Annotated in this window: 16 protein-coding genes; 6 read left to right on the plus strand and 10 right to left on the minus strand. The window is 68.4% G+C overall.

The annotated features are described in order from the left end of the window. The first annotated feature begins 22 nt into the window (after window positions 1-22). Window positions 23-1789: a glycerol-3-phosphate dehydrogenase gene (gene glpD / locus ABZ942_RS26940; RefSeq protein ID WP_357386581.1), complete on the plus strand. Its 1767-nt coding sequence runs from the start codon at window positions 23-25 to the stop codon at window positions 1787-1789. Between the two features lie 8 nt (window positions 1790-1797). On the opposite strand, the gene ABZ942_RS26945 is transcribed toward glpD, so the two are convergent. From ABZ942_RS26945 to ABZ942_RS26980, 8 genes are all read right to left on the minus strand, one after another. Then, complete coding sequence (locus ABZ942_RS26945; RefSeq protein ID WP_357386583.1) at window positions 1798-3084, minus strand: HAMP domain-containing sensor histidine kinase; 1287 nt, start codon at window positions 3082-3084, stop codon at window positions 1798-1800. 17 nt (window positions 3085-3101) lie between these two features. Then, complete coding sequence (locus tag ABZ942_RS26950) at window positions 3102-3767, minus strand: response regulator transcription factor (protein WP_357386585.1); 666 nt, start codon at window positions 3765-3767, stop codon at window positions 3102-3104. A gap of 108 nt (window positions 3768-3875) precedes the next feature. Next, window positions 3876-4097 carry a hypothetical protein gene (locus tag ABZ942_RS26955; RefSeq protein WP_357386587.1) on the minus strand — a complete coding sequence of 74 codons (222 nt, stop codon included), beginning with the start codon at window positions 4095-4097 and terminating at the stop codon, window positions 3876-3878. Window positions 4098-4189: 92 nt separating this feature from the next. Then, window positions 4190-4759, minus strand: a complete 570-nt coding sequence (locus ABZ942_RS26960; protein WP_357386860.1) for a TetR family transcriptional regulator — start codon at window positions 4757-4759, stop codon at window positions 4190-4192. 86 nt (window positions 4760-4845) lie between these two features. Next, the gene (gene hpnE / locus ABZ942_RS26965; protein ID WP_357386589.1) at window positions 4846-6207 is read right to left on the minus strand and encodes a hydroxysqualene dehydroxylase HpnE; all 1362 of its coding nucleotides are present in this window, start codon (window positions 6205-6207) and stop codon (window positions 4846-4848) included. A gap of 54 nt (window positions 6208-6261) precedes the next feature. Further along, window positions 6262-6444: a hypothetical protein gene (locus ABZ942_RS26970; protein ID WP_357386591.1), complete on the minus strand. Its 183-nt coding sequence runs from the start codon at window positions 6442-6444 to the stop codon at window positions 6262-6264. Between the two features lie 302 nt (window positions 6445-6746). Continuing rightward, window positions 6747-7529, minus strand: a complete 783-nt coding sequence (locus tag ABZ942_RS26975) for a DNA-formamidopyrimidine glycosylase family protein (RefSeq protein WP_357386593.1) — start codon at window positions 7527-7529, stop codon at window positions 6747-6749. 42 nt (window positions 7530-7571) lie between these two features. Further along, entirely contained in the window at window positions 7572-12122 is a 4551-nt protein-coding gene (locus tag ABZ942_RS26980) for an ATP-dependent helicase (RefSeq protein WP_357386595.1), read from the minus strand. Between the two features lie 242 nt (window positions 12123-12364). Between ABZ942_RS26980 and ABZ942_RS26985 the strand changes: the two genes are divergently transcribed. Continuing rightward, a complete protein-coding gene (locus tag ABZ942_RS26985) occupies window positions 12365-12910 on the plus strand; it encodes a histidine phosphatase family protein (protein WP_150404323.1) in 546 nt (181 codons plus the stop codon). Here ABZ942_RS26985 and ABZ942_RS26990 read toward each other — a convergent pair. After that, on the minus strand, window positions 12900-13526 hold the full coding sequence (locus ABZ942_RS26990) for a TetR/AcrR family transcriptional regulator (protein WP_357386597.1): 627 nt from the start codon (window positions 13524-13526) through the stop codon (window positions 12900-12902). The two genes, ABZ942_RS26985 and ABZ942_RS26990, sit on opposite strands and share 11 nt — an antisense overlap. A 69-nt stretch (window positions 13527-13595) precedes the next feature. On the opposite strand from ABZ942_RS26990, the gene ABZ942_RS26995 reads away from it, so the two are divergent. Beyond that, a complete protein-coding gene (locus ABZ942_RS26995) occupies window positions 13596-14543 on the plus strand; it encodes a patatin-like phospholipase family protein (protein WP_357386599.1) in 948 nt (315 codons plus the stop codon). Next, window positions 14540-15376: an SDR family oxidoreductase gene (locus ABZ942_RS27000; RefSeq protein ID WP_357386600.1), complete on the plus strand. Its 837-nt coding sequence runs from the start codon at window positions 14540-14542 to the stop codon at window positions 15374-15376. The genes ABZ942_RS26995 and ABZ942_RS27000 overlap by 4 nt, the downstream gene beginning before the upstream one ends. Window positions 15377-15428: 52 nt before the next feature. Here ABZ942_RS27000 and ABZ942_RS27005 read toward each other — a convergent pair whose 3' ends face one another. Then, a complete protein-coding gene (locus ABZ942_RS27005; protein ID WP_357386862.1) occupies window positions 15429-16586 on the minus strand; it encodes a lipase family protein in 1158 nt (385 codons plus the stop codon). A gap of 696 nt (window positions 16587-17282) precedes the next feature. Between ABZ942_RS27005 and ABZ942_RS27010 the strand changes: the two genes are divergently transcribed. Together ABZ942_RS27010 and ABZ942_RS27015 are read left to right on the plus strand one after the other, a co-directional pair. Next, window positions 17283-20780 carry an indolepyruvate ferredoxin oxidoreductase family protein gene (locus tag ABZ942_RS27010; protein ID WP_357386602.1) on the plus strand — a complete coding sequence of 1166 codons (3498 nt, stop codon included), beginning with the start codon at window positions 17283-17285 and terminating at the stop codon, window positions 20778-20780. A 41-nt stretch (window positions 20781-20821) separates the two neighbouring features. Further along, window positions 20822-21028: a hypothetical protein gene (locus tag ABZ942_RS27015; RefSeq protein ID WP_357386604.1), complete on the plus strand. Its 207-nt coding sequence runs from the start codon at window positions 20822-20824 to the stop codon at window positions 21026-21028. The last annotated feature ends 53 nt before the right edge of the window (window positions 21029-21081 follow it).

A 21081-nucleotide genomic window follows, 5' to 3' on the forward strand; every position in this document is an offset into this window, starting at 1 on the left:
CACGCGGCTGGAGGAGTCGAGCATGACCAAGAAACCGGAATCCCAGTTCCTCGGTCCGGAGCAGCGCCGAGCGGCCTGGGAGCGGTTCGGCAAGGACCACTTCGATGTGGTCGTCATCGGCGGCGGCGTTGTCGGCTCGGGTATCGCGCTCGACGCGGCCACCCGCGGGCTGAACGTCGCGCTGGTCGAGGCCCGTGACCTCGCCTCGGGCACGTCGAGCCGGTCGTCGAAGATGTTCCACGGTGGCCTGCGCTATCTGGAGCAGCTGGAGTTCGGCCTGGTCCGCGAGGCGCTGAAGGAGCGCGAGCTCGCGATGTCCGCGCTGGCGCCGCACCTGGTGAAACCGCTGCGCTTCCTCTACCCGCTCACCCACCGCGCGTGGGAGCGTCCGTACGTCGCGGCCGGGCTGATGCTCTACGACACCATGGGTGGCGCCAAATCCGTTCCCGGCCAACGGCATCTGTCCCGGATGGGCGCGCTGCGGCTGGCCCCCGGCCTGAAGCGCAGCGCGCTGATCGGCGGCATCAGCTACTACGACACGGTCGTGGACGACGCCCGGCACACCATGACCGTCGCCCGCACCGCCGCACATTACGGCGCGGTGATCCGCACCTCCACCCAGGTGGTCGGCTTCCTGCGCGAGGCCGACCGGGTGGTCGGCGTGCAGGTGCGCGACAGCGAGGACGGCCGCACCGCCGACATCCGCGCGCACGTGGTGATCAACTCGACCGGCGTGTGGACCGACGAGGTGCAGGCGCTGGCCCACCAGCGCGGCCGCTTCCACGTCCGGGCGTCCAAGGGCGTGCACATCGTGGTGCCGCGCGATCGCATCGTCAGCGACGCCGCGATCATCTTGCGCACGCCGACCTCGGTGCTGTTCGTCATCCCGTGGGGCACCCACTGGATCATCGGCACCACCGACACCGACTGGAACCTCGACCTCGCGCACCCGGCGGCCACCAAGGCCGACATCGACTATCTGCTGGACCGGGTCAACGACGTGCTGGTCACCCCGCTCACCCACGACGACATCGACGGCGTCTACGCGGGCCTGCGGCCGCTGCTGGCGGGGGAGAGCGACGAGACCTCCAAGCTGTCCCGCGAACACGCCGTCGCCCGGGTCGCGCCGGGTCTGGTCAGCATCGCGGGCGGCAAGTACACCACCTATCGAGTGATGGCCTACGACGCCGTCGACGAAGCGGCGCAAGACATTCCGGCCCGCGTCTCGCCGTCGATCACCCAGAAGGTGCCGCTGCTCGGCGCCGACGGCTACTTCGCGCTGGTCAACCAGACGGTGCAGCTGGCCGAGGCGTACAGCGTGCACCCGTACCGGATCAAGCACCTGCTCGACCGATACGGCGCGCTGATCGACGAGGTGATGGCTATGGCGGACGGCAAACCCGAACTGCTGCAACCCATTACCGAGGCGCCGTCGTACCTGCAGGTGGAGGCGGTCTACGCGGCCGCCGCCGAGGGCGCGCTGCACCTGGACGATATCCTGGCCCGCCGCACCCGCATCTCCATCGAGTACCCGGACCGCGGCGCCGACTGCGCCGAGCAGGTGGCTCAGCTCGTCGCGCCGATCCTCGGCTGGGACGACGCCGAAATCGAGCGTGAGGTAAGGACTTACCGCGCCCGTGTCGAGGCGGAGATCCGTTCGCAGACCCAACCCGACGACGACTCCGCCGACGCGCTGCGCATCGCGGCTCCCGAACCGCGTCCCGAGATTCTGGAGCCGGTCCCGGTGGACGGTGTGGTGAACAAGGAAGTGCGCCAGGCGAACCGGTAGTTCCGGACTCAGGAGAGCCCGAGCGTGGGCGGCGGTAGCGCGATGGTCGCGATGGTGCCGCCGCCCGGCGCCGGTTCCATAGTCGCGGCGCCGCCGTGCAATTCGGCGATCCACGCCACCAGTGCCAGCCCGATGCCGCTGCCGCGTCCACCGGTGACGCCGCGCTGGAACGGATTGCTCGACACCTGCGGGTGCAGCCCCGCGCCGTGATCGCGCACGCTGACGCGCCCCTCCGCGACGAACACCTCCACCGGCGCACCGGGATTGATCGCACCGTGCGTGATCGCATTCTCGATCAGATTGCGCACCGCAAGGCTCAGCAGGTTCGGGTCGCCGACGACCACCGTAGGACTGCTCTGCACAACGACATTGGCCTTGAATTCCTCGGCAACCGACTCGGTGAGCTGATCGAGCAGCAACTGCACCCGCTCCATCGTGGTCACCCCCGCCTGCATCCGCGCTCGCGCGAGCAGACCCGCGACGATCCGCTCCATCCGGGTTCCCAGCTCGCCCGCCTCGGCCAGCGCCCGCTCCACCTCGTGCGGATCGCGCCGCCGCGGCGCGGTGACCAACCCCAAAGTGGTGAGCGGCGTACGTAATTCGTGCGCGGCATCGCCGAGGAACCGTTCCTGCTCCTCGACCAGCACCAGCGCCTGGCGCATGCTACGGCCCGAAAGTACGTGTGCCGCGAGGGCGGACAGCACGACCAGGGTGAGCCCGCCGGCGACGAGCGCCCACAGCAGCAGCGCCCGATCGCGATCCACCCGGCCAGGATTCGTACCGGCGATCACGACCGCCTGGGTTTTGGTGTCCTCCCAGAAGATCGGCGTTGCCGCCAGCCGCACCGGCCGGCCGGCGCTGTCGTACCCGTCCTGGAAGACGATTCCCTCCGCACGCACGGCGTCGTCGGCCAACGGTTCCGCGCCGTTGTTCGGCGGCAGCCAGGAACGCAGGTGCCCGTAGATCTCGCGCCAGTGCCCGTTGTCGTCGTTGGTGACGATCATGACCGCGGTCTCGCCGTTGGCCAGGTCATCCTTCTCGACCAGCTCGAGGTTGATCACCTGGTCGTCCGGGTCGAGATCGATGCTGCGCCACAGTCCGGTCACCACCCGGTCCAGGGCGTTGTCGACGGCATGGTGGCGCGAGCGCGCGTCGATGGTCGCCGCGAGGACGCCGAGGATGATCAGGCAGGTCGCGGTGATCACGGTGATGAGCGCGGTCAGCTGCCTGCGGGTGCGGCGCAGCCTGGCGACGGCGGGACGATCGGTCGCAAAGCTGGCCGAGCGGCCGGTCAACGCCGTGGACGTGGCAATCAGGGGGCACTTCCGATCATGAAGCCGGTGCCGCGCACGGTCTCGATGACCTGCGGCGGGCCGAGTTTGCGGCGCAGCTGGGCGATCACAGCGTCGACGACATTCGAAGCGGGCTCGGCCATCTCGTCCCAGCAGCACTCGATGAGTTCGCTGCGCGACACCACGCTGCCCGCGCGGGTGGCGAGCAGTTCGAGCACGGCGAATTCCTTCGGGGTCAGCGAGCGCAGAATGCCGGCTCGCTGGACGCGGCGGCGCGGCAGATCGATGTCGATATCGCCGAGCACGAGGCGGACGGGTGCCGGATGTTCGCGGCGGCGGCTCAGCGCGCGCACCCTGGCGGCGAGTTCGGGCAGCGCGAACGGTTTGACGAGGTAGTCGTCGGCGCCGTGTTCGAAACCGGCGATGCGGTCGGCCAGCCCGTCGCGGGCGGTGAGCATCAGCACCGGCACCCGCTGGCCCGCGGCGCGGTGCGCGGCGACCAGCTGCAGCCCGTCGCCGTCGGGCAGGCCGCGGTCGACGACGAGGACGTCGTAGGCGTTGACGGCGATCTTCAGGTCAGCGTCGGCCAGGCGGTTGGCCAGGTCGACGGCGAAGCCCGCCGAGCGCAGCCCGGCGGCAACTTCGTTGCCGAGACCTTCGTCGTCTTCCACCACCAACACACGCACGAGGTCAGAGAATAGGGCATTTCAGACCGAACCGATCCGTCATCCCGGGCGACCGCCGGGATGACGGATCGGAGCAGGCCGGATGGCGGTCCGGCGCAGCAGATGTGATCAGTTGCTGGAGTAGTACAGATCCCATTCGCCGGTGGGTGTCTGCTGGCACTCCCACCACTTCCAGTCCGGGTGCGCGGGCGCGTTCGAGCCGTCTGCCCGGCAGGCCGCTTCGGTGCCGTAGGTGCCGACATAGATCGTCTCCGCGTTGGCCACCGCCGACCCTCCGGCGACGAGGCCTGCCGAGACTGCGACGGCCGCGAGCAGGGTGCTGATCTTCATGTGTTTCCTCTCTCCCCGGCGCGGGTTCCGCGCCTGGAGACAGAAAACCAAGCCGTCCGTGAGATTTTCGTGATGCCCGGCGACGCCGCAGCTCAGCGGGGTGCTTCCAGTCGCATCGCCCAGCCGACCAGCGAACGGATGTAGCGCAGCACCATCTCGTCCGGATGTTTCGCCGGATCGATCAGATGCAGCCGGGCCAATTCCTCCAGCGCGGCCAGCAGGATTCGCTCGGTCGGGCCGTCCGGGTCGACGGTGACGCCGGCATAGCGGGACAGGTGCCGAGCGCCGATCGCCCGCGCGTAGGCCCGGCCGTGCTCGAGCCGGTCGCACAGGCCGGGCGGCCCGCCGTCCGGCGGGCTGAGGATGATCCGCCAACTGGTCGGCGCGGCATGCAGATAGGCGAGGATGCCGCGACCGACCTGATCGACGTCGACGGTTTCCGACCAGTCGACGCTGCCCACGCCGGCCAGCGCGATCGCCGACTCCCGGTCCAGCAGCGCGGTCATCAGGCCGGACAGGTCGGTGAACTGTTGATAGACCAGAGCGCGTGCGACCTGGGATTCGCGTGCCACCCGGTCGATGCTGACCGCGCCGAAACCGTCGGCGGCCACGATGTCGCGCGCGACGTCCAGTAGCTGCGCCCGCCGGTCCGCCGCCGACATCCGGCGCTTGGGCGTCGGCTGGTCGGTGGTCGCTGGTTGGTCCGGCAAGGGCTGGGCGACGTACTCGGACGCGGCGCGATCCGTGCTCACCGCACCGACGGTAGCGCAAGCAGGAGATCGACCGCCCTGGCCGCGCTCTGTACTGCGCTTTCCATGGTCGCGGACCAGTCGGTGGCGGTCCAGTCGCCCGCGAGCACCAGCGTCGGCACCGAGGTGCGCTGCTCGGGGCGCAACGCGTGCGTGCCGACCACCTGCGAGAACGTCGCCTTCGGCATCCGAACCACGTGTCCCTGAATCACCTTCGCGGCTTTGGCGGCAGGGTAGTAGCGGCGCAGCAGTGCCAGCTGCTCGGCCACGATCTCCTCGTTGGTCTTGTGGATCTGTTCGTAGGCGCCGCTGGTGGTCAGGCAGTACAGCCAGGCCCGGTCGGTGCTGCGGCCGGTCATCCGCTGGCGGTCGAAGACCTCGTCGATCACGCCGGTGCCGCCGATCAGCGCCTCGAATTCGGCCGTGGTGCCCAGTGGGCGATCCAGGTACAGATTGGTGCTGACGATCGGGGTGTATCCCAATTTGTCTGCGGCGGCATAGATTTCGGCGTGCTCGGGCAGGTCGTCGAGCAGGCCGTTGACGTTGGAGTTGGGCACGGCGCACACCACCGCGTCCGCGGCGACGGTGGTGCCGTCGGCCAACGCCACCCCGGTGACCCGGCCGTTGAGGATGTTGATCCGACGGGCCACCGCGCGATGCTGCACCTTGACCCCGTGTCGGGCAAAGACTTTCAGCGCGCCGGTGACATAGAGCGTGTCGAGGTCGGTGGTGGGATAGCCGATGGTGGCGGGGCGCCGGTGTTTGATGCCGAGGCGGATGCCGGTGGCCATGACGTCGGCGAGCACCTTCGCCGACTCCCGCTGCACCGGCTCGGCCGCGACGCCGAGGGCCAGCCAATCCCACAGCGCCTCACGGGCTTTCGCGGGCATGCCGATACGGTTGAACCACTGCTCGGTGGTCAGGTCGGGTAGGTCGGCAGGCTGGTGCAGGCATTGCCAGCCGAGCCGGAGGGTGGCGACGGCGGCGCGGACCCGTTCGAGCGGATTGGCGTCGGGGTGTGCGCCGGTCAGGGTGCGTAGCGCGCCGAGGCCCTTCGTGCTCATGGTGGCGCTGCGGCCGTCGGGCCAGCGCAGCGTGGCCCGCTCCGGGAAGGCGACGTATTGCCGGGTGCCGACGCTGGTGAGATATCGGAAGAGGTGCTCGTAACCGCTGGCGATCACGTGCTGGCCGTTGTCCGGGAGGTCGTCGACCACGTCGACTTTCATGGCGTGCGTGCGGCCACCGAGTCGGCCGCGGCGTTCCAGCAGGGTGACTTTCTTGCCGGCCTCGGCCAGCCAGACCGCGGCAGCGAGGCCGGCCAGTCCGCCGCCGATGACCACGTACTGCCGTGGATCGGTCATGCCGCACTCCTCATCAACTTACATATTGTAAGTTAAATGGGAGGGGTCACTTCGTCAAGGGCGCGGCGACACCGAGGAGATCGCCGGGTGCGGCGCCTGTGGTGTCTGGGCATTCGAATTCGGATGCAGCAACAGGTAACTGAAGAGCACGGTGGCCATGGTGGCCAGTGCGGCGAAGAAGAGGCGGGTGGCGATCGCGAGGAGCATGCGTCTGCCCGATCTCGATACCGTCGTCATGGCCTGCTCCTGTGCTGTGTCGTGACTGCCACGGATGTAGTCGTGCCGAGCGCGCCGATCATTAGCAACTGAGTGGCAAATTACAGTGGTGGACGGGTAATAGCCGGTGGGCACGCCGAGCGGTTGGTGCAGTTGCACAGTTGATTCGGTGCGGCGAACGAATGGGCTTGGTCCACTGGCCGACTTTCTGCCATCAGATTTGTGCGGTCCGAAAACATGCGAAGCGCGACATCAGGTGCACGGCGGCACTGGGCATGGCGGTTCGGGGCGATCGCGAGTGGGCGTGGCTGCGGACTGCGCGCTCAGGTGCCGGGGAGCGGCTGGCAGCGGGGGCAGAAGTAGATGCCGCGTTCGCGGTAGGCGATACGGTCCGAGGCGGGTGCGGAATCGCCGAGCAGTTGGGATGCGATGGGTGTGCCACAGCGCTGGCAGGGGCGGCGAGTCTTGCCATAGACGAGCTCACGCCGGGGTGGTTTCCGCACCGACTCCGTCAGGATCCGGTGCGCCTCGTTCACCAGCGCGAGCAGGTCGGGCACCTGGGCGACCGGAGTGGTCGGGTGGACCCGGCGCAGGAAACAGACCTCGCTTCGATAGATATTGCCGATACCGGCCAGGTTCCGTTGGTCCAGTAGTGCGATGCCGATCGGCTGGTCCGGGTAGCGCTCCAGTCGACGGACCGCCTCGGCCACATCCCAATCCGGACCGAGCAGGTCCGGCCCGAGGTGATCGATGACGGTGTGCTCGTCGGCGACGCGCAGCACTTCCACCTTGCCGAGCGAGAACCCCACGGCCTCGACCTCATCCGTGCGCAGCACCAGCCGGGCCGTGACCCGCGGCTTCGTCCAGCGTTGCCCACAGTGGAAGACCCGCCAGGTGCCCTCCATCTTGAGGTGGGTGTGGATGCTCACCGTCGGGGTCCGAATGAACAGGTGCTTTCCGTAGCTGCCGACGCTCTCCACGACCTGGTCTCGTAGGTCGACGGTCGCGTACCGCGGCACCCGGAAGTCGCTGCCGGTCAACGTCTTACCCGCCAATGCCGCGCGCAGTCGCGCCGCGGTCAGGTAGACGGTGTCACCCTCGGGCATGCCACATCCCGAGGGTGGTGGCGGCGTGCGGGAGGTGCCGGCTCATGGGCGGCTTCGCAGGCGCAGGCCGCGGGGCGTGCTGGAGAAGCCCGCTTCGCTGAGGAAGCTCGCGAAGGTGTTGCCATGCACGGTTTCTCCGTCGACTCGGTCGATGACGAGGGAGTCGACGCGGCGGTGGTGCACCAGGTCGGCCAAGGCTTGGGCGGCGGACTGGCGGGCGTTCGGGTCCTCAGTGAAGGTGAGCAGCGTCTTGCCGCCGCGTTCGAGGTAGAGCACCAGGTCGCCATCGACGAGAACGACCAGTGCGCCGGCCTTGCGCCCGGGGCGATGCCCGCTCTCGCCGTCACCTTTCGGCCAGGTCAACGCGGCGCCATAGGGATTGGCCGGGTCGCACGCCGCCAGCGCGAGTGCCTTGCCGGTCTGCGGCCGCGTCTCGCCGGGGCGGCTGCGCTCGATGTCGAACGACCGCAGCCGGTCCACCACGTCGGTGGTGGAGAACTGAGCGCCACCGAGCGAATCGATGAAATACCCACGGCGGCAACGGCCCCGGTCCTCGAACTCGGTGAGCACCCGATACATCAGCGCGAAACCGCCGGGCACGCCCTCGTTCTGCACCGACCCGCGCGTCAGCACGCCATACCGTTCGAGCAGCATGTCCGCGGTCGCATGTGCCCGAACGGTGTTGTCCGACACCCGCTCCGGCAGCAGCGACCAGCGCCCCGCCACTGCGGGCGGGCCGGACCGGGTCGGCATGCTCGGGCGCGGCAGGTAAGCCCGCCCGCGCGGTGCCCGGCGCGGCGTTCGATGGGCGGTCGTGGTCCGCGCGGTGCCCGACAACATGGCGCGCACCGGCGCGAACGTATCGCCCGAAACCATTCCGGCCCACACTAATTCCCACAGCGCTGCCGCCACCTGGGCGTCGTCGAGCAACCCGGTTATATCGGACAGCTGCCGGAAGAAGTACGCACCGCCGCCGTGTGGCACCGGTATCGGGTTGGGGGTCTCGGCAACCGCCGTGGGGGGCACGAGAGACGCACCCATCGCGGTGATCAGGCGCAGCTGCACCTCGGACAGTTCGATGTCGTCGGGCGGTGCCAGGGTGAACGGGGCCTGGTCGGTCAGGTGTAGCGCGACCCAGCCGTCCTTTGCGGTGATCGAGCCGTGGCCGGACCAGAGGACCTCGCCGGTGGCCATCAGCTCGTCGAGCATCGCGGGGGAGTAATCGCGGACCCGGGCGGGCAGGATGAGCGACTCCCAGGCCGAGGCCGGGATCGGTACGCCCGCAAGTTGTTCCACGACGCTGGCGACACCGTCGACGCCGCGCAGTTCGCCGGTCCCGATGTGTTGCCAGGCCGGGAGGAAGCGGCCGAGGGTGGCCGTCGATACCGGCTCGACCTCGTGCCGGGCGGCGGCCAGCGAGCGGCGGCGCAGTCGGCGCAGCACCTGGGCGTCGCACCATTCCGAGCCCGCCGCACCCGGCGTGAATTCGCCCTCCACGATGCGCTTTTCGGTGATGAGCCGATGCAGCGCGGTGGCGACGACGGCCGGGCCGAGGCCGAAGCGCGCGGCCACCGCCTCGGTGCTGAACGGACCGTGCGTACGGGCGAATCGGCCGACCAGATCGCCGAGCGGGTCGGCGACGGGTTCGATGAAGGCTGCGGGCGTGCCGATCGGCAACGGTACGCCGAGCGCGTCGCGCAGCCGGGAGGCGTCCTCCACGGCGACCCACCAGCTGCGGCCCGCGAACGTAACCTCCAGCGCCCGGCGCGATTTCACCAGCTCGGCACCCCACTTGGTCGGGTCGTCGACGCAGCGTTCGGCGGCCTCGGCGGCGGTGAGCGGCCCGAGTAACCGCAGCAGGTCGGCGAGTCCTTCGGCGTCGCGGGCCTGGCGTTCCGGGGTGAGCCGCTGCAGTTCCCGCTCGGTCTGCGCGAGGACCGAGGCGTCGAGTAGCTCGCGTAGTTCCACCCGGCCGAGCAGTTCGGCGAGCAGACTCGAGTCGAGCGACAGTGCGGCCGCGCGGCGTTCGGCCAGCGGGCTGTCGCCGTCGTACATGAACTGCCCGATGTAGTCGAACAGCAGGGCGTTGGCGAACGGTGACGGCGTGGCCGTCTCCACTTCGACCAGGCGCAGTTGGCGGCGGGCCACGCGGCCGAGCAGGTCGCGCAGCGACGGCAGATCGTAGACGTCGCGCAGACATTCACGCACCGTCTCCAGCAGGATCGGGAAGTCGGGGAACTTACGCGCTACGTCCAGCAGCTGGGCCGAGCGTTGCCGCTGCTGCCAGAGCGGGGCGCGCTTGCCGGGATCGCGGCGCGGCAGCAGCAGTGCCCGCGCGGCGCACTCGCGGAAGCGGGAGGCGAAAAGTGAGGAGCCGCCGACCTGTTCGGTGACGATGTCATCGATCTCGTCGGGTTCGAAGACGAACAGCTCGGCGCCGGGCGGATCGTCGGTGGTGTCGGGCAGGCGCACCACGATGCCGTCGTCGGAGGCGTTCGGCGCGGCGTCGACGCCGAACCGTTCGCGCAGCCTGGCCCCGATCGCCAGCGCCCACGGCGCGTGCACCGGCAGCCCGTACGGCGAGTGCAGCACCAGCCGCCAGTCGCCGAGCTCGTCCCGGAACCGTTCCACCACCAGTGTTTTATCGGTGGGTAGGTGGCCGGTCGCGGTCCGTTGTTCGTCGAGCAAGGTGCCCAGGTTCGCGGTCGCGAACGCATCCAAACCGGCTGCCGAGGTGAGCTTTTCCAGATTCTCCGGGTGCTGGCCAGCCGTCCGCACGAATTCGCCGAGCGCCCCACCGAGTTCGGCGGGACGGCCCAATCCGTCGCCGTGCCAGAAGGGCAGCCGCCCCGGTTGCCCGAACGCGGGCGTCACCAGCACCCGGTCGAAGGTGATCTCCTCGATCCGCCAGCTCGTCGCGCCCAGCGCGAACACATCACCGACCCGCGACTCGTAGACCATCTCCTCATCGAGTTCGCCCACCCGCGAAGCCTTTTCGCCGACCATGTAGACCGCGAAGAGGCCACGGTCGGGGATCGCGCCGCCCGAGGTCACCGCAAGTCGCTGCGCGCCAGGTCTTCCGGTGAGCGTGCCCGCGTCCCGATCCCACACCAATCGCGGTCGCAGCTCGGCGAACTCGTCCGACGGATAGCGTCCGGCCAAGAGGTCCAGCACCGACTCGTAGGCCGAGCGCGGCAGCGCCGCGTAACTTCCGGTGCCCCGGACGATCTCGAACCAAGCGTCGACATCGATCGATTCGAGCGCACACGCCGCCACCGTCTGCTGAGCCAGGATGTCCAGCGGATGCGCCGGAATCTGGATCGCCTCGATCTGTCCGGCGGTCATCCGCTGCGAGGCCACCGCGCAGTGGATGACATCGGTGCGGTGCTTCGGAAAGAGCACGCCGCGCGATATCTCGCCGACCTGATGTCCGGCTCGCCCGATCCGCTGCAACCCGCTCGCCACCGACGGCGGCGCCTCCACCTGCACCACCAGATCGACCGCGCCCATGTCGATGCCGAGTTCGAGACTGCTGGTCGCGACCACGCAACGCAGCCGCCCGCTCTTCAGATCGTCCTCGATGAGCGCGCGCTGCTCCTTGCTGACGGAGCCGTGATGCGCCCGCGCGAGCAGCGGGCCCGCACCGTGGATTACTTCGGTCGACGCACCGAGCTGTGCGGGCGGCTTGTGCTCGGCCGGCACCGGTTCGCCGAGCCGTGCCGCATAGGTTTCGTTGAGCCGCGCGGTGAGCCGCTCGGCCAGCCTGCGCGAATTCGCGAACACGATCGAAGACCGGTGTTCCAGCACCAGATCCACGATGGCCTCGTCCACGTGCGGCCAGATCGAGCCGGGTTGGTCGGACTCGCCGGGTTCGGTCATGTCCGCCACCGGCACCCGGACGGACAGGTCGAAGGTCTTCGGCGCGGGTGGCGAGACGATGGTGATCGGCGCGTTGCCGACCAGGAACCGGCCGACCTCGTCCGGCGGCCGCACCGTGGCAGACAAGCCGATCCGCTGCGCAGGTCGTTCCGTGAGCAGATCCAGCCGGGCAAGCGACAACGCAAGATGTGCGCCACGCTTGGAACCAGCGATCGCATGCACCTCGTCCACGATCACCGTGCCCACGTTCCGCAGCGTCTCCTTGGCCGCCGAGGTGAGCATCAAGAACAGCGACTCGGGCGTGGTGATCAGAATGTCCGGCGGCGTGCGCTGCATCGATCGCCGATCGGCCGCGCTGGTATCCCCGGACCGGACCCCCACCGTGATCGCAGGCGGATCCAGCCCGAGCCGCTTGGCCGTCTGCGTCACACCCACCAGCGGCGCCCGCAGATTGCGCTCCACGTCCACCGCGAGCGCTTTGAGCGGCGACACGTACAGCACCGAAGTCCCGACCTTCTCCGTCGCCTTCGCACGAGTGGCCAACTGATCAATCGCCCACAGGAACGCCGACAACGTCTTCCCCGACCCGGTCGGCGCGATCACCAGCGTGTGCTCGCCCGCCGCGATCGCCTCCCACGCCCCCAGCTGAGCGGCGGTCGGTGCCGGGAAAGCACCGTCGAACCACTCCTGGGTAGCGGTGGAGAACTGAGCCATGCCATCAGTCTGCACCGAGGCACCGACAACTGATCTCGTCAATAAGACCTGACAACTGATTTCGCTGGCACATGGGTAACTCGCCGGGTACGGGCTCACCCGCTCGCCCCCATACCGGCGGCCGCCAACGCTGCCGCAGCGGCACCTGAATCTGGCCTGAATTCCCGGAGAGGCGGAACAGCGGCGGAACAGATTCCCGGAGAGGCGGACCAGCCGTATGCGCATAGCCGTACGCTTCGGCTGTGCAAAAGGTGCTCAGACTCGACCTGGTCAGCCATGGCATGACTGAGGCGATGCGGAAGGCACGTTTTCCAGTCGACGAATCGCTGACCGAGGCAGGCCGCAGGGCCATCTCTGGCTGCACGCCGCTCGCCGCACCCCGGGTGCTCACCGGACCCGAGCGCAGGACGGTCGAGACGGCGGCGCTGCTAGGGCTGCCCGGTGACGAGGACACCCGACTACGCGACCTCGACGCGGGCGCGTGGCGGGGCGGGGCGCTGATGTCGGTGCCCCAGGACGAGCTCTACGCGTGGCTCACCGACCCGATGTTCCGCGGCCACGGCGGCGAATCCGTGGTGGATGTGATCGAGCGAACCAGGTACTGGATGGCCGAGATCGCGTCGGAGGGCAAGTCGACCATCGCCGTCACCCACCCGGCCGTCATCCGCGCGGCCCTGCTGGTGACCCTGGACGCGCCGCCGAAATCGTTCTGGCGGATCGACATTCCACCGGGCAGCGTGACCCGGCTGCACTATCGCGGCGAGTGGACCCTGCACTTCACGGCGTGACCGCGCTTTTCGCGGCGAGTGGTCCCGTGCCGAGGGTGACCAGCAACCGGACGGCGTCGGTGATCAGCCGAGCCGGGATCGACGGGTCGATGGCGCGCTGCATGCCGAGGCCGATGCCCATGCTGAGGATGCCTGTCGCGGCGTCCTCGGCGGGCACCGGCAGTTCGATGCCCATGGTGTCGGCCAGGGTCTGCACCTGCGCGGCCACCGCGCCGCGCACCGCGCCGAGGCTCGACACCAGTGCCGCCTGCAAAGCGGGATCGTCGCGGGAGACGGTCGCGAACTCGAATTCGAGCATGGTCCAGCCGACGTCGCCGACGGTCCGTTCGGCCCACGCCTGAAACCGCTCGAGCTGTTCGTCGAAGCTGTCGCCCGCCGCGAGCAGCTCGGTCACCTCGTCGAACTTGGTCGCGTGGATCAGCTCGATCACCTCGAGGCCGAGTTCCTTCTTGGTGCGGAAATTCGAGTAGACCGCGCCCTTGGAGTAGCCGGCCTCCTCCGCGACCCGCTCCAGGCTGGTGCTCGCGTAGCCGTCGGCCAGGAAGAGGTCGCGTGCCGTGGCGATCAGGTCAGCGCGGGTGCGGGCCTGGCTCTCGGACCGGGTCAGACGTGCCATGTTCGTGATTCTACGTACCGCCAGATTTCGGATACCGCTGGTATTTGAATTCTGCTAGTGTTTGGAACCATGGGTAACAACAACGGGTCGCAGCGACGCGGCCTGGCCATCGGTTGTGGTGGCACGCTCGGTGCCGCGTGGATCGTCGCGGCGCTGGCCGCGGTCCGGGACGCACTGGACTGGGATCCGCGCGAGGCCGATGTGCTGATCGGGACGTCCGCGGGGGCGGAGTACGTGACCATGCTCGGCAGCGGCATCTCGGTGGACGAGTTGGTCGACCTGCAGGACGGCACGTCCACGAATCCGATTCTGTTGGCGCACATGCGATCGGGTCCAGGGCGTTTTCCGCCGGTCCCACGGCCGCGCTTGGGTTCGTTCCGACTTCCGTTGCGCCGCATCGAGTCCAGGCAAGCGCTGCTCACCGCGGGGAGTGGGCTGTTGCCGGTTGGTGGTGGTGACGCGGGTTGGCTGGAGTTGCTGGCCGAGCGGTTGAATCCGGGCCGTTCCTGGGTGACGCATCCGGCGACCTGGCTGGTCAGCATGGATTATGCGACGGGAGAACGAATTCCGTTCGGGTCGCCCGACGCGCCGACGGCGCCGCTCGGTGCGGCCTTGCGCGCGTCGTGGGCGGTGCCCGGCTGGTTCCCGCCGGTACCCATTGGCGGACGCCGCTTCATCGACGGTGGCGCCGGTTCGACCGCCTCGGTGGATCTGCTGATCCCGGCGAGGCTGGACGAACTCGTCGTGCTCGCCCCCATGGCTTCGACCGGGAAGATCCCCGCGACCGGCGCCGGTCATTTCCTGGAACGGCAGCTGCGAAACCGCATGAGCGCCGAGCTCGATGCCGAGATCGCCCAGTTGCGCGCGACCGGAACCAAGGTTCTGCGCCTGGACGCCACCGCCGAGGACCTCGCGGTGATGGGACCCAACTTCATGGACGGCCGCCGCCGCCTCGACACCTTCCAGCACAGTCTGCGCAGCACCCGCCGTGCGCTCGAACAAGGAGCCTTCGCATGAGAATTCTCGGTCACGGATACCCCGGCTTCGACCTGAAGGGCGCGCGCGTCCTGATCACCGGCGCCGGGCGCGGCATCGGCCAGTCCACCGCGGAACTGTTCGCGGCCAAGGGATCCGAGGTGGTGATCGCCGACGTCGACACCGTCGCCGCCGAAACCGCCGCTGCCGCAATCGGAGCCAAGTCCTACGAGCTCGACGTGCGCTCACGCGGCCAGTGGGACAAGGTGATCGCCGACCTCGGCCACGTCGACGTCCTGGTCAACAATGCCGGCGTGATGCCCGCGGGCTCGTTCCTCGACGAGCCGGACGTGGTCGGCCAGGCCACCATGGACATCAACGTCTGGGGCCTCATCCACGGCATGCGCGCCGTCGCGCCCGGCATGATCGAGCGCGGCCACGGCCACATCATCAACGTGGCCTCGCTGGCGGGCAAGATCCCGATTCCCGGTCTGGCCGTCTACAACGCGAGCAAGTTCGCCGCCGTAGGCCTTTCCGCCGCAACGCGTTTGGAGTTCGCCCCGCAGGGCATCAGCGTCAGCTGTGTCATGCCGTCGGCCGTGCGCACCCGCCTGTCCTCCGGTCTCACCCTCGGCCACGGCATGCCCACCGTCGACCCCGAAGACGTCGCCGCCGCCATCCTGCGCACCGTCACCACCCGCAAGGGCGAAGTAGCCGTCCCCAGCTACCTCGGCCCCATCGACGTAGCCTTCGCCGCCACCCCCGAACGCGCGCTGCGCCTGTTCCGCCGCCTGATCGACGGCGACCGCGCCCTGCACCCCGCCGACGAAAAAACCCGCGCCGAATACGAAGACCAGGTCCGCTCGATCAGTTGAGCTACGAGTGAGGCCCCGGAGATGAACTCCGGGGCCCCTTTTCGTGGTCAGGTCAGCAGTTGGTCGGGGCGGGCTCGCCGCGGAAACGTGCTTCCACGTAGTTCCAGGCCTGGACGAAGCCTGCGGCGGCGGTGGTCAGGTGTTCCGCTATTTCGTAGGGGTGGAACTCGACTCGGGCGCCTGCCTTGCAGTAGCGGTCGACCACTTCGGCTACCGGCGGGAAGAACGTCATCTCGTCGAAGCGGCCCTGCCAGATGTAGGTGGGCACGGTGGGCACGCCGTCGAAGTAGCGCAAGCTGTTCTCGCGCAACACCTGATGGGCGACCGGGCTGTCCATCAGGCTCTTGGAGGCGGCCATTTGCTCGGCGTTGCGGAACGCGCCGTGGAACAGCAGGAACCGGCGGCAGGCGTCGTGCGTGAATTCACGGAACCACAGGCCGTTTTCGTTGAGCTGATCCGAAACCGGCAGCCGGTCCGGGTATTCGCGTTCGAGTCCCATCGCGGCGGCGAACGCCAGCCCGAACCCGGGGTGCGGGGCGAAGCCGAGCGCCATCGCCATCTCCTCGAGATCGGCGGGAATGCCGCCGGCCACCGAGGCGGTGATCTTCAGGTCGGGCGCGTAGGTGGGCTGCAGTGCGGCCGCCCATGCGGTGGCCATCCCGCCACCGGAGTAACCGGCAAGTGCGACAGGCGAATTGGTGAGACCCAGTTCGGTCACCTTTTGCACGGCCTTGACGCTGTCCAGGGTCATCATGCCGCTGAGTCGCGCGGCACCGTAGGCGGAGGTGGGTCCGAGGTAGTCGGGCAGCGACACCGCCCAGCCGCGCCCGATCGGCAGCATCGCGCCGACCGCGTCCTGCAGTTCGCCATTGAACAGTGAGCGCGACGGGTTGCACTGGGTGCCGAGGGAATTGATCAGCGCCTGGTAGGAGACGAGCGGCGGGTTCGCGACACCGTTCGGCAGCAGGACGGTGGTCACGCCCATCACCGGATTGTTCTGCGAGTTGGTGGACCGGAACGCGACCTGCCAGCCCGTGGTACCGATATACGGGCCGGTGTCGATCTTGCGGGCGCGCACGACGTCGCCCGGTTGTAGCGCCGCCAGGTCGGCGGGCGGTGCGTAGAACACATCGGGATCGGGTGTGGGATAGAGCGGTTGGGCGTTCGCGGGCAGGCCAAGCAGGCCGACCGAGACGACGCTCAACAACAGGATCGCGATCCTGAACGGAACTCTGTGCACGGTTTTCCTTAGAATCTCGGCCGTTATCGACTTGCCGACCCCGACTACGCCTCGGCAACTCGAACGGACCACCACTGCATGGGAATTCGCAGCGAACGTCATCGTTCGCCACGCGGACGGACAGACAAGACCCCACAGCCGAACCGAAGGTCGGACCGGCACACCACCTTTCGGCTCAACGACTGCGGGCACCCGCGATAGCGGCACCATCCGCAGCGAACGTAGCGTCGCGCCCGCGTCCCCGCGCAACCGGGTCCGTCATATTGGACAATTCACAATGCATTTCATGTGCGTTTGACCAAGATCACTGCTTTGGACACCTCGGTTATGGCACGTCATAGCGAACGGCTCTCGAAATTCGCCTCGGGTGCTTGGCATGAGATCTGGCGGGCGGGGACGGTGCGGCGCTGTCACTCGACGTTTGCCTCGGCCATGTCCCGTTTGCTGGATGAGTCGACGAGGGGTCGCCGACGATGTGTGGTGGCCGGGGTCACATCAAACCTCACATCGTGCATAGTGTGTGCCCATTCACAGGTGGCGAAATTGCGCAAGATGCTCAATTTCTAAAGCCAAGGTTGTTCATTTCGCCCTTCGAGGGCAGGGTAAAGGGCATCAAGTGCTCAACTAAGGCGGCGCCCGATCGGTGCCGGCCGGACGGGTGGATGTATGACCGAGCTCGCCGATCACGACCTGATTCCGGCGCCCTATGACCTCGCCGACCGCTACCGCGTCGGCGCGGGCACCGTTGTCCTGACCGGGGTTCAAGCGATCGCGCGTCAACTGGTGGAACAGCACGTGCGCGACCTGCGCGCCGGACGGCGGGTCGGCACGTTCGTGTCGGGATACCAGGGCAGCCCGCTCGGCGGCGTGGACAAGATGCTGGGCGGGATGCCCAACGTGCTTGCCGAGCACGATATTTCGTTCGTCCCGGGGTTGAACGAAGAGCTGGCCGCCACCTCGGTGTGGGGGAGTCAGGCCGATCTGCCGAAGGGAACCGCCACGCACGATGGCGTCGTCGGCGTGTGGTACGGCAAGGGCCCCGGCCTGGACCGGGCGACGGATGCGTTGCGGCACGCCAACATGTATGGCGCGAACGCCAACGGCGGTGTGCTTCTGCTGGTCGGTGACGATCCGGCCTCGAAGTCCTCGACGGTGCCCGCGGTGAGCGAGCGCTCGCTGGCCGCGATGAACATTCCGGTGCTGTTCCCGCGCAACGCCCGCGAGATCATCACCATGGGCCTGCACGGTGTCGCGCTGTCGCGGGCCTCGGGTTGCCTTGTCGCGCTGAAGATCGTGGCCGACGTTGCCGACGGAGCCTGGTCGGTCGACGGCGACGCGGGCGACATCGACCTCATCGTCCCCGAGATCACCTGGGAGGGACGGCCGTTCAACTACCTGCAGCGGCCGATGGCGGCGCCGACGGACAGCGTGATCGCCGAGGCGGACCTGTACGGCCCGCGCTGGGAGGTGGTCAAGGCCTACAGCACGCTCAACGATCTCGACGTGATCGAGCTGGACCCGCCGCACGCCACCATCGGAATCGCCGCCACCGGAACCACTTTCGATGCCGTCCGGCAGGCACTGATCGATCTGGGCGTAGCTGACGACGCGCTGATCCGCGCGGGCGTCCGGCTGCTGCGCATCGGCATGCCGTTTCCCATTGCGCCCGAGCGGGTTCGGCAGTTCGCCAAGGGCCTGACCCGGCTCGTGGTGGTCGAGGACAAGACCGCCTTCATCGAGACCCAGATCCGGGAGATCTTGTACGGCACGGCCGACGCCCCGGAGATCATCGGCAAACGTGACGCCGCCGGTCGCCCGCTGTTCAGCCAGGACGGCGAACTCACCACCGGTCGGATCACCAAGCCGCTGAGCCGCGCCCTGCACGGCTACCTGGACATGAAACGTCCACTGCCGCAGCCGCTGTCACTGGCGGTATTGCCCGCCAAGCGTGCCGCCTACTTCTGCAGTGGCTGCCCACATAACCGCTCCACCGCGGTGCCGGAGGGTTCGCTGGCCGGTGGCGGCATCGGCTGCCACACCATGGTGACCATGTCGGGCCGGGAAGACAGCCAGGTCACCGGCCTGACCCAGATGGGCGGGGAGGGCGCGCAGTGGATCGGCCAGGCGCCGTTCACCGATGTGCCGCACCTGTTCCAGAACATCGGCGACGGAACGTTTTTCCACTCCGGCCAGCTCGCCGTGCAGGCGTGTATCGCGGCCGGGGTGAACATCACCTACAAGCTGCTCTACAACGACGTCGTCGCGATGACCGGAGCCCAGGACGCCGAGGGCGCGCTCGCGGTGCCGATGCTCACCCACAAGCTCAGCACCGAGGGCGTCGCGCAGATCATCATCTGCGCCGACGAGCCGAAGAAGTACCGCAAGCGCGACCTCGCACCGGGCACCCGGCTGTGGCACCGCGATCGGCTCGACGAGGCCCAGCGCGCCCTGCGCGAGGTACCCGGCGTCACCGTCCTCATCTACGACCAGCACTGTGCCGCCGATGCGCGTCGGCAGCGCAAGCGCGGCACCCTGCCGACCCGCCGGACCCGGGTCGTCATCAACGAGGCGGTCTGTGAGGGCTGCGGCGACTGCGGCGTCAAGAGCAACTGCCTGTCCGTGCAGCCGGTGGACACCGAATTCGGCCGCAAGACCCGCATCGACCAGACCTCCTGCAACACCGACTACACCTGCATGGACGGCGACTGCCCGTCCTTCGTCACGGTGGAGCTGCCGGATCCGGCAAAGGCCAAGAAGCGCAAGGCAATGCAGCGGCCGGCGCCGCCGGTGCTGCCCGATCTCGCGCAGCCCGTGCTGACGACGACGCAGAACGTCTTCCTCGCGGGCATCGGCGGCACGGGCATCGTCACGGTGAACCAGGTGCTGGCCACCGCCGCGCTGCGGGCCGGCTACGAGGTGGCGAGCCTGGATCAGATCGGCCTGAGCCAGAAGGCGGGACCGGTCGTGTCGCACCTGCGGTTCGCCACCGGCGAACTGGAGCCCGCGAACCGGCTGACCCCGGGGTCGGCGGACTGCATCATCGCTTTCGACCTGCTGACCGCCACGGACAACAAGAACCTGGCATACGGCTCGAACGCGAACACGCTGTCCGTCGCGTCCACCAGCAAGACCCCGACCGGGGACATGGTGTACGACAAGACCGTTGAGTACCCGGAGACTCCGGCGCTGCTGTCCAGGCTGGAGCAGGCGTCGCGCGAGGTGCGTTCCTTCGACGCGCTCGCTGCCGCCGAGGTGCTGTTCGGCAACACCGCGGCCGCCAACTTCCTGATGGTCGGCGCCGCGTACCAGCTCGGCGGCCTGCGCCTGCCCGCAGCGTCGATCGAGGAGGCCATCGAGATCAACGGTGTCGCGGTGAACGCCAATATCGCGGCGTTCCGCTGGGGCCGGATCGCGGTCGCGCGGCCGGACGAGTTCGCCGCCGCCACCGGGCGCACGCAGGCCAAGAGTGCCGAAATCAAGGTTCCGGCAGATCTTTTCGACGGTCTGACCGCAACCGGTGAGACCAGGCGGCTGGTGGAACTGCGTGCCGCGGAGCTGATCGGCTTCCAGGGCGTCCGCATCGCTCGCGACTATGTCCTTACCGTGCAACACATTTGGGACGCGCAGTCACGCATCACCGAGCGCACCGAGTTCAGCGAGCAGGCGGCGCGCGGGCTGTACAAGTTCACCGCCTACAAGGACGAGTACGAGGTGGCTCGCCGCCTGGTCGACCCGGCCTTCCTGGACGAGGTCGCGGGTCAGCTGCCCGAAGGGGCCAACCTCACCTACAAGCTGCACCCGCCGGTGCTGCGGGCCATGGGCCGCAAGAAGAAGATCGGCATCGGACCGCGCGGGCACCTCGCGCTCAAGGTGCTGGCCAAAGGAAAGCGGTTGCGCGGCACCAAGTTCGATCCTTTCGGTTATGCCCACGTGCGTCGGGTCGAGCGCGCCCTGCTCGCCCACTACACCGAGATGGTGACGACGCTCGCGGATACGCTCGACGAGGCAGGCTACGACCGCGCGGTGCATGCTGCTGCGCTCGCCGACACCGTGCGTGGCTATGAGGACATCAAGCTCGCGAATGTGGAGTTGTACCGAAACAGCCTGCGCGACCTCGGCATCGAGCCGCCGATGCTCGAATCCAACAGCGCGGCTGGGCAGTAGACCGCGCGCCTGGTCGAGCGTGCGGCCACGCTCCCGGGCACATGGAAAGCGGCCCGCAACTAACGGTTGCGGGCCGCTTTCTTATTGGTAAACAGCCGTCCCAACGGATTCCAGAGCGCGACGCCGCGGCACGGCAACTGCACGCCTTGGTCGACGGACTCAGCCTGCAGGGGCTGGCGGGCCATCTGACGCAGGCCGAGATGACCGCTCAGCTGGACGTGTTCCTGTGCGAGCTCATCACAGGCTGACCGGTCGGCGGTAGCGACTCGCAAAACGGCGGTCGCGCTATGGAACCGATCAG

The organism is Nocardia sp. NPDC046473 (assembly GCF_040645995.1).
Taxonomy (GTDB): domain Bacteria; phylum Actinomycetota; class Actinomycetes; order Mycobacteriales; family Mycobacteriaceae; genus Nocardia.

Excerpts from the sequence above, each read along its gene's own strand:
- glpD (WP_357386581.1), top strand. The coding sequence starts at position 23 with ATGACCAAGAAACCGGAATCCCAGTTCCTCGGTCCGGAGCAGCGCCGA.
- ABZ942_RS26955 (WP_357386587.1), bottom strand. The coding sequence starts at position 4,097 with ATGAAGATCAGCACCCTGCTCGCGGCCGTCGCAGTCTCGGCAGGCCTC.
- ABZ942_RS26960 (WP_357386860.1), bottom strand. The coding sequence starts at position 4,759 with ATGTCGGCGGCGGACCGGCGGGCGCAGCTACTGGACGTCGCGCGCGAC.
- hpnE (WP_357386589.1), bottom strand. The coding sequence starts at position 6,207 with ATGACCGATCCACGGCAGTACGTGGTCATCGGCGGCGGACTGGCCGGC.
- ABZ942_RS26970 (WP_357386591.1), bottom strand. The coding sequence starts at position 6,444 with ATGACGACGGTATCGAGATCGGGCAGACGCATGCTCCTCGCGATCGCC.
- ABZ942_RS26975 (WP_357386593.1), bottom strand. The coding sequence starts at position 7,529 with ATGCCCGAGGGTGACACCGTCTACCTGACCGCGGCGCGACTGCGCGCG.
- ABZ942_RS26980 (WP_357386595.1), bottom strand. The coding sequence starts at position 12,122 with ATGGCTCAGTTCTCCACCGCTACCCAGGAGTGGTTCGACGGTGCTTTC.
- ABZ942_RS26990 (WP_357386597.1), bottom strand. The coding sequence starts at position 13,526 with ATGGCACGTCTGACCCGGTCCGAGAGCCAGGCCCGCACCCGCGCTGAC.
- ABZ942_RS26995 (WP_357386599.1), top strand. The coding sequence starts at position 13,596 with ATGGGTAACAACAACGGGTCGCAGCGACGCGGCCTGGCCATCGGTTGT.
- ABZ942_RS27000 (WP_357386600.1), top strand. The coding sequence starts at position 14,540 with ATGAGAATTCTCGGTCACGGATACCCCGGCTTCGACCTGAAGGGCGCG.
- ABZ942_RS27010 (WP_357386602.1), top strand. The coding sequence starts at position 17,283 with ATGACCGAGCTCGCCGATCACGACCTGATTCCGGCGCCCTATGACCTC.
- ABZ942_RS27015 (WP_357386604.1), top strand. The coding sequence starts at position 20,822 with ATGGAAAGCGGCCCGCAACTAACGGTTGCGGGCCGCTTTCTTATTGGT.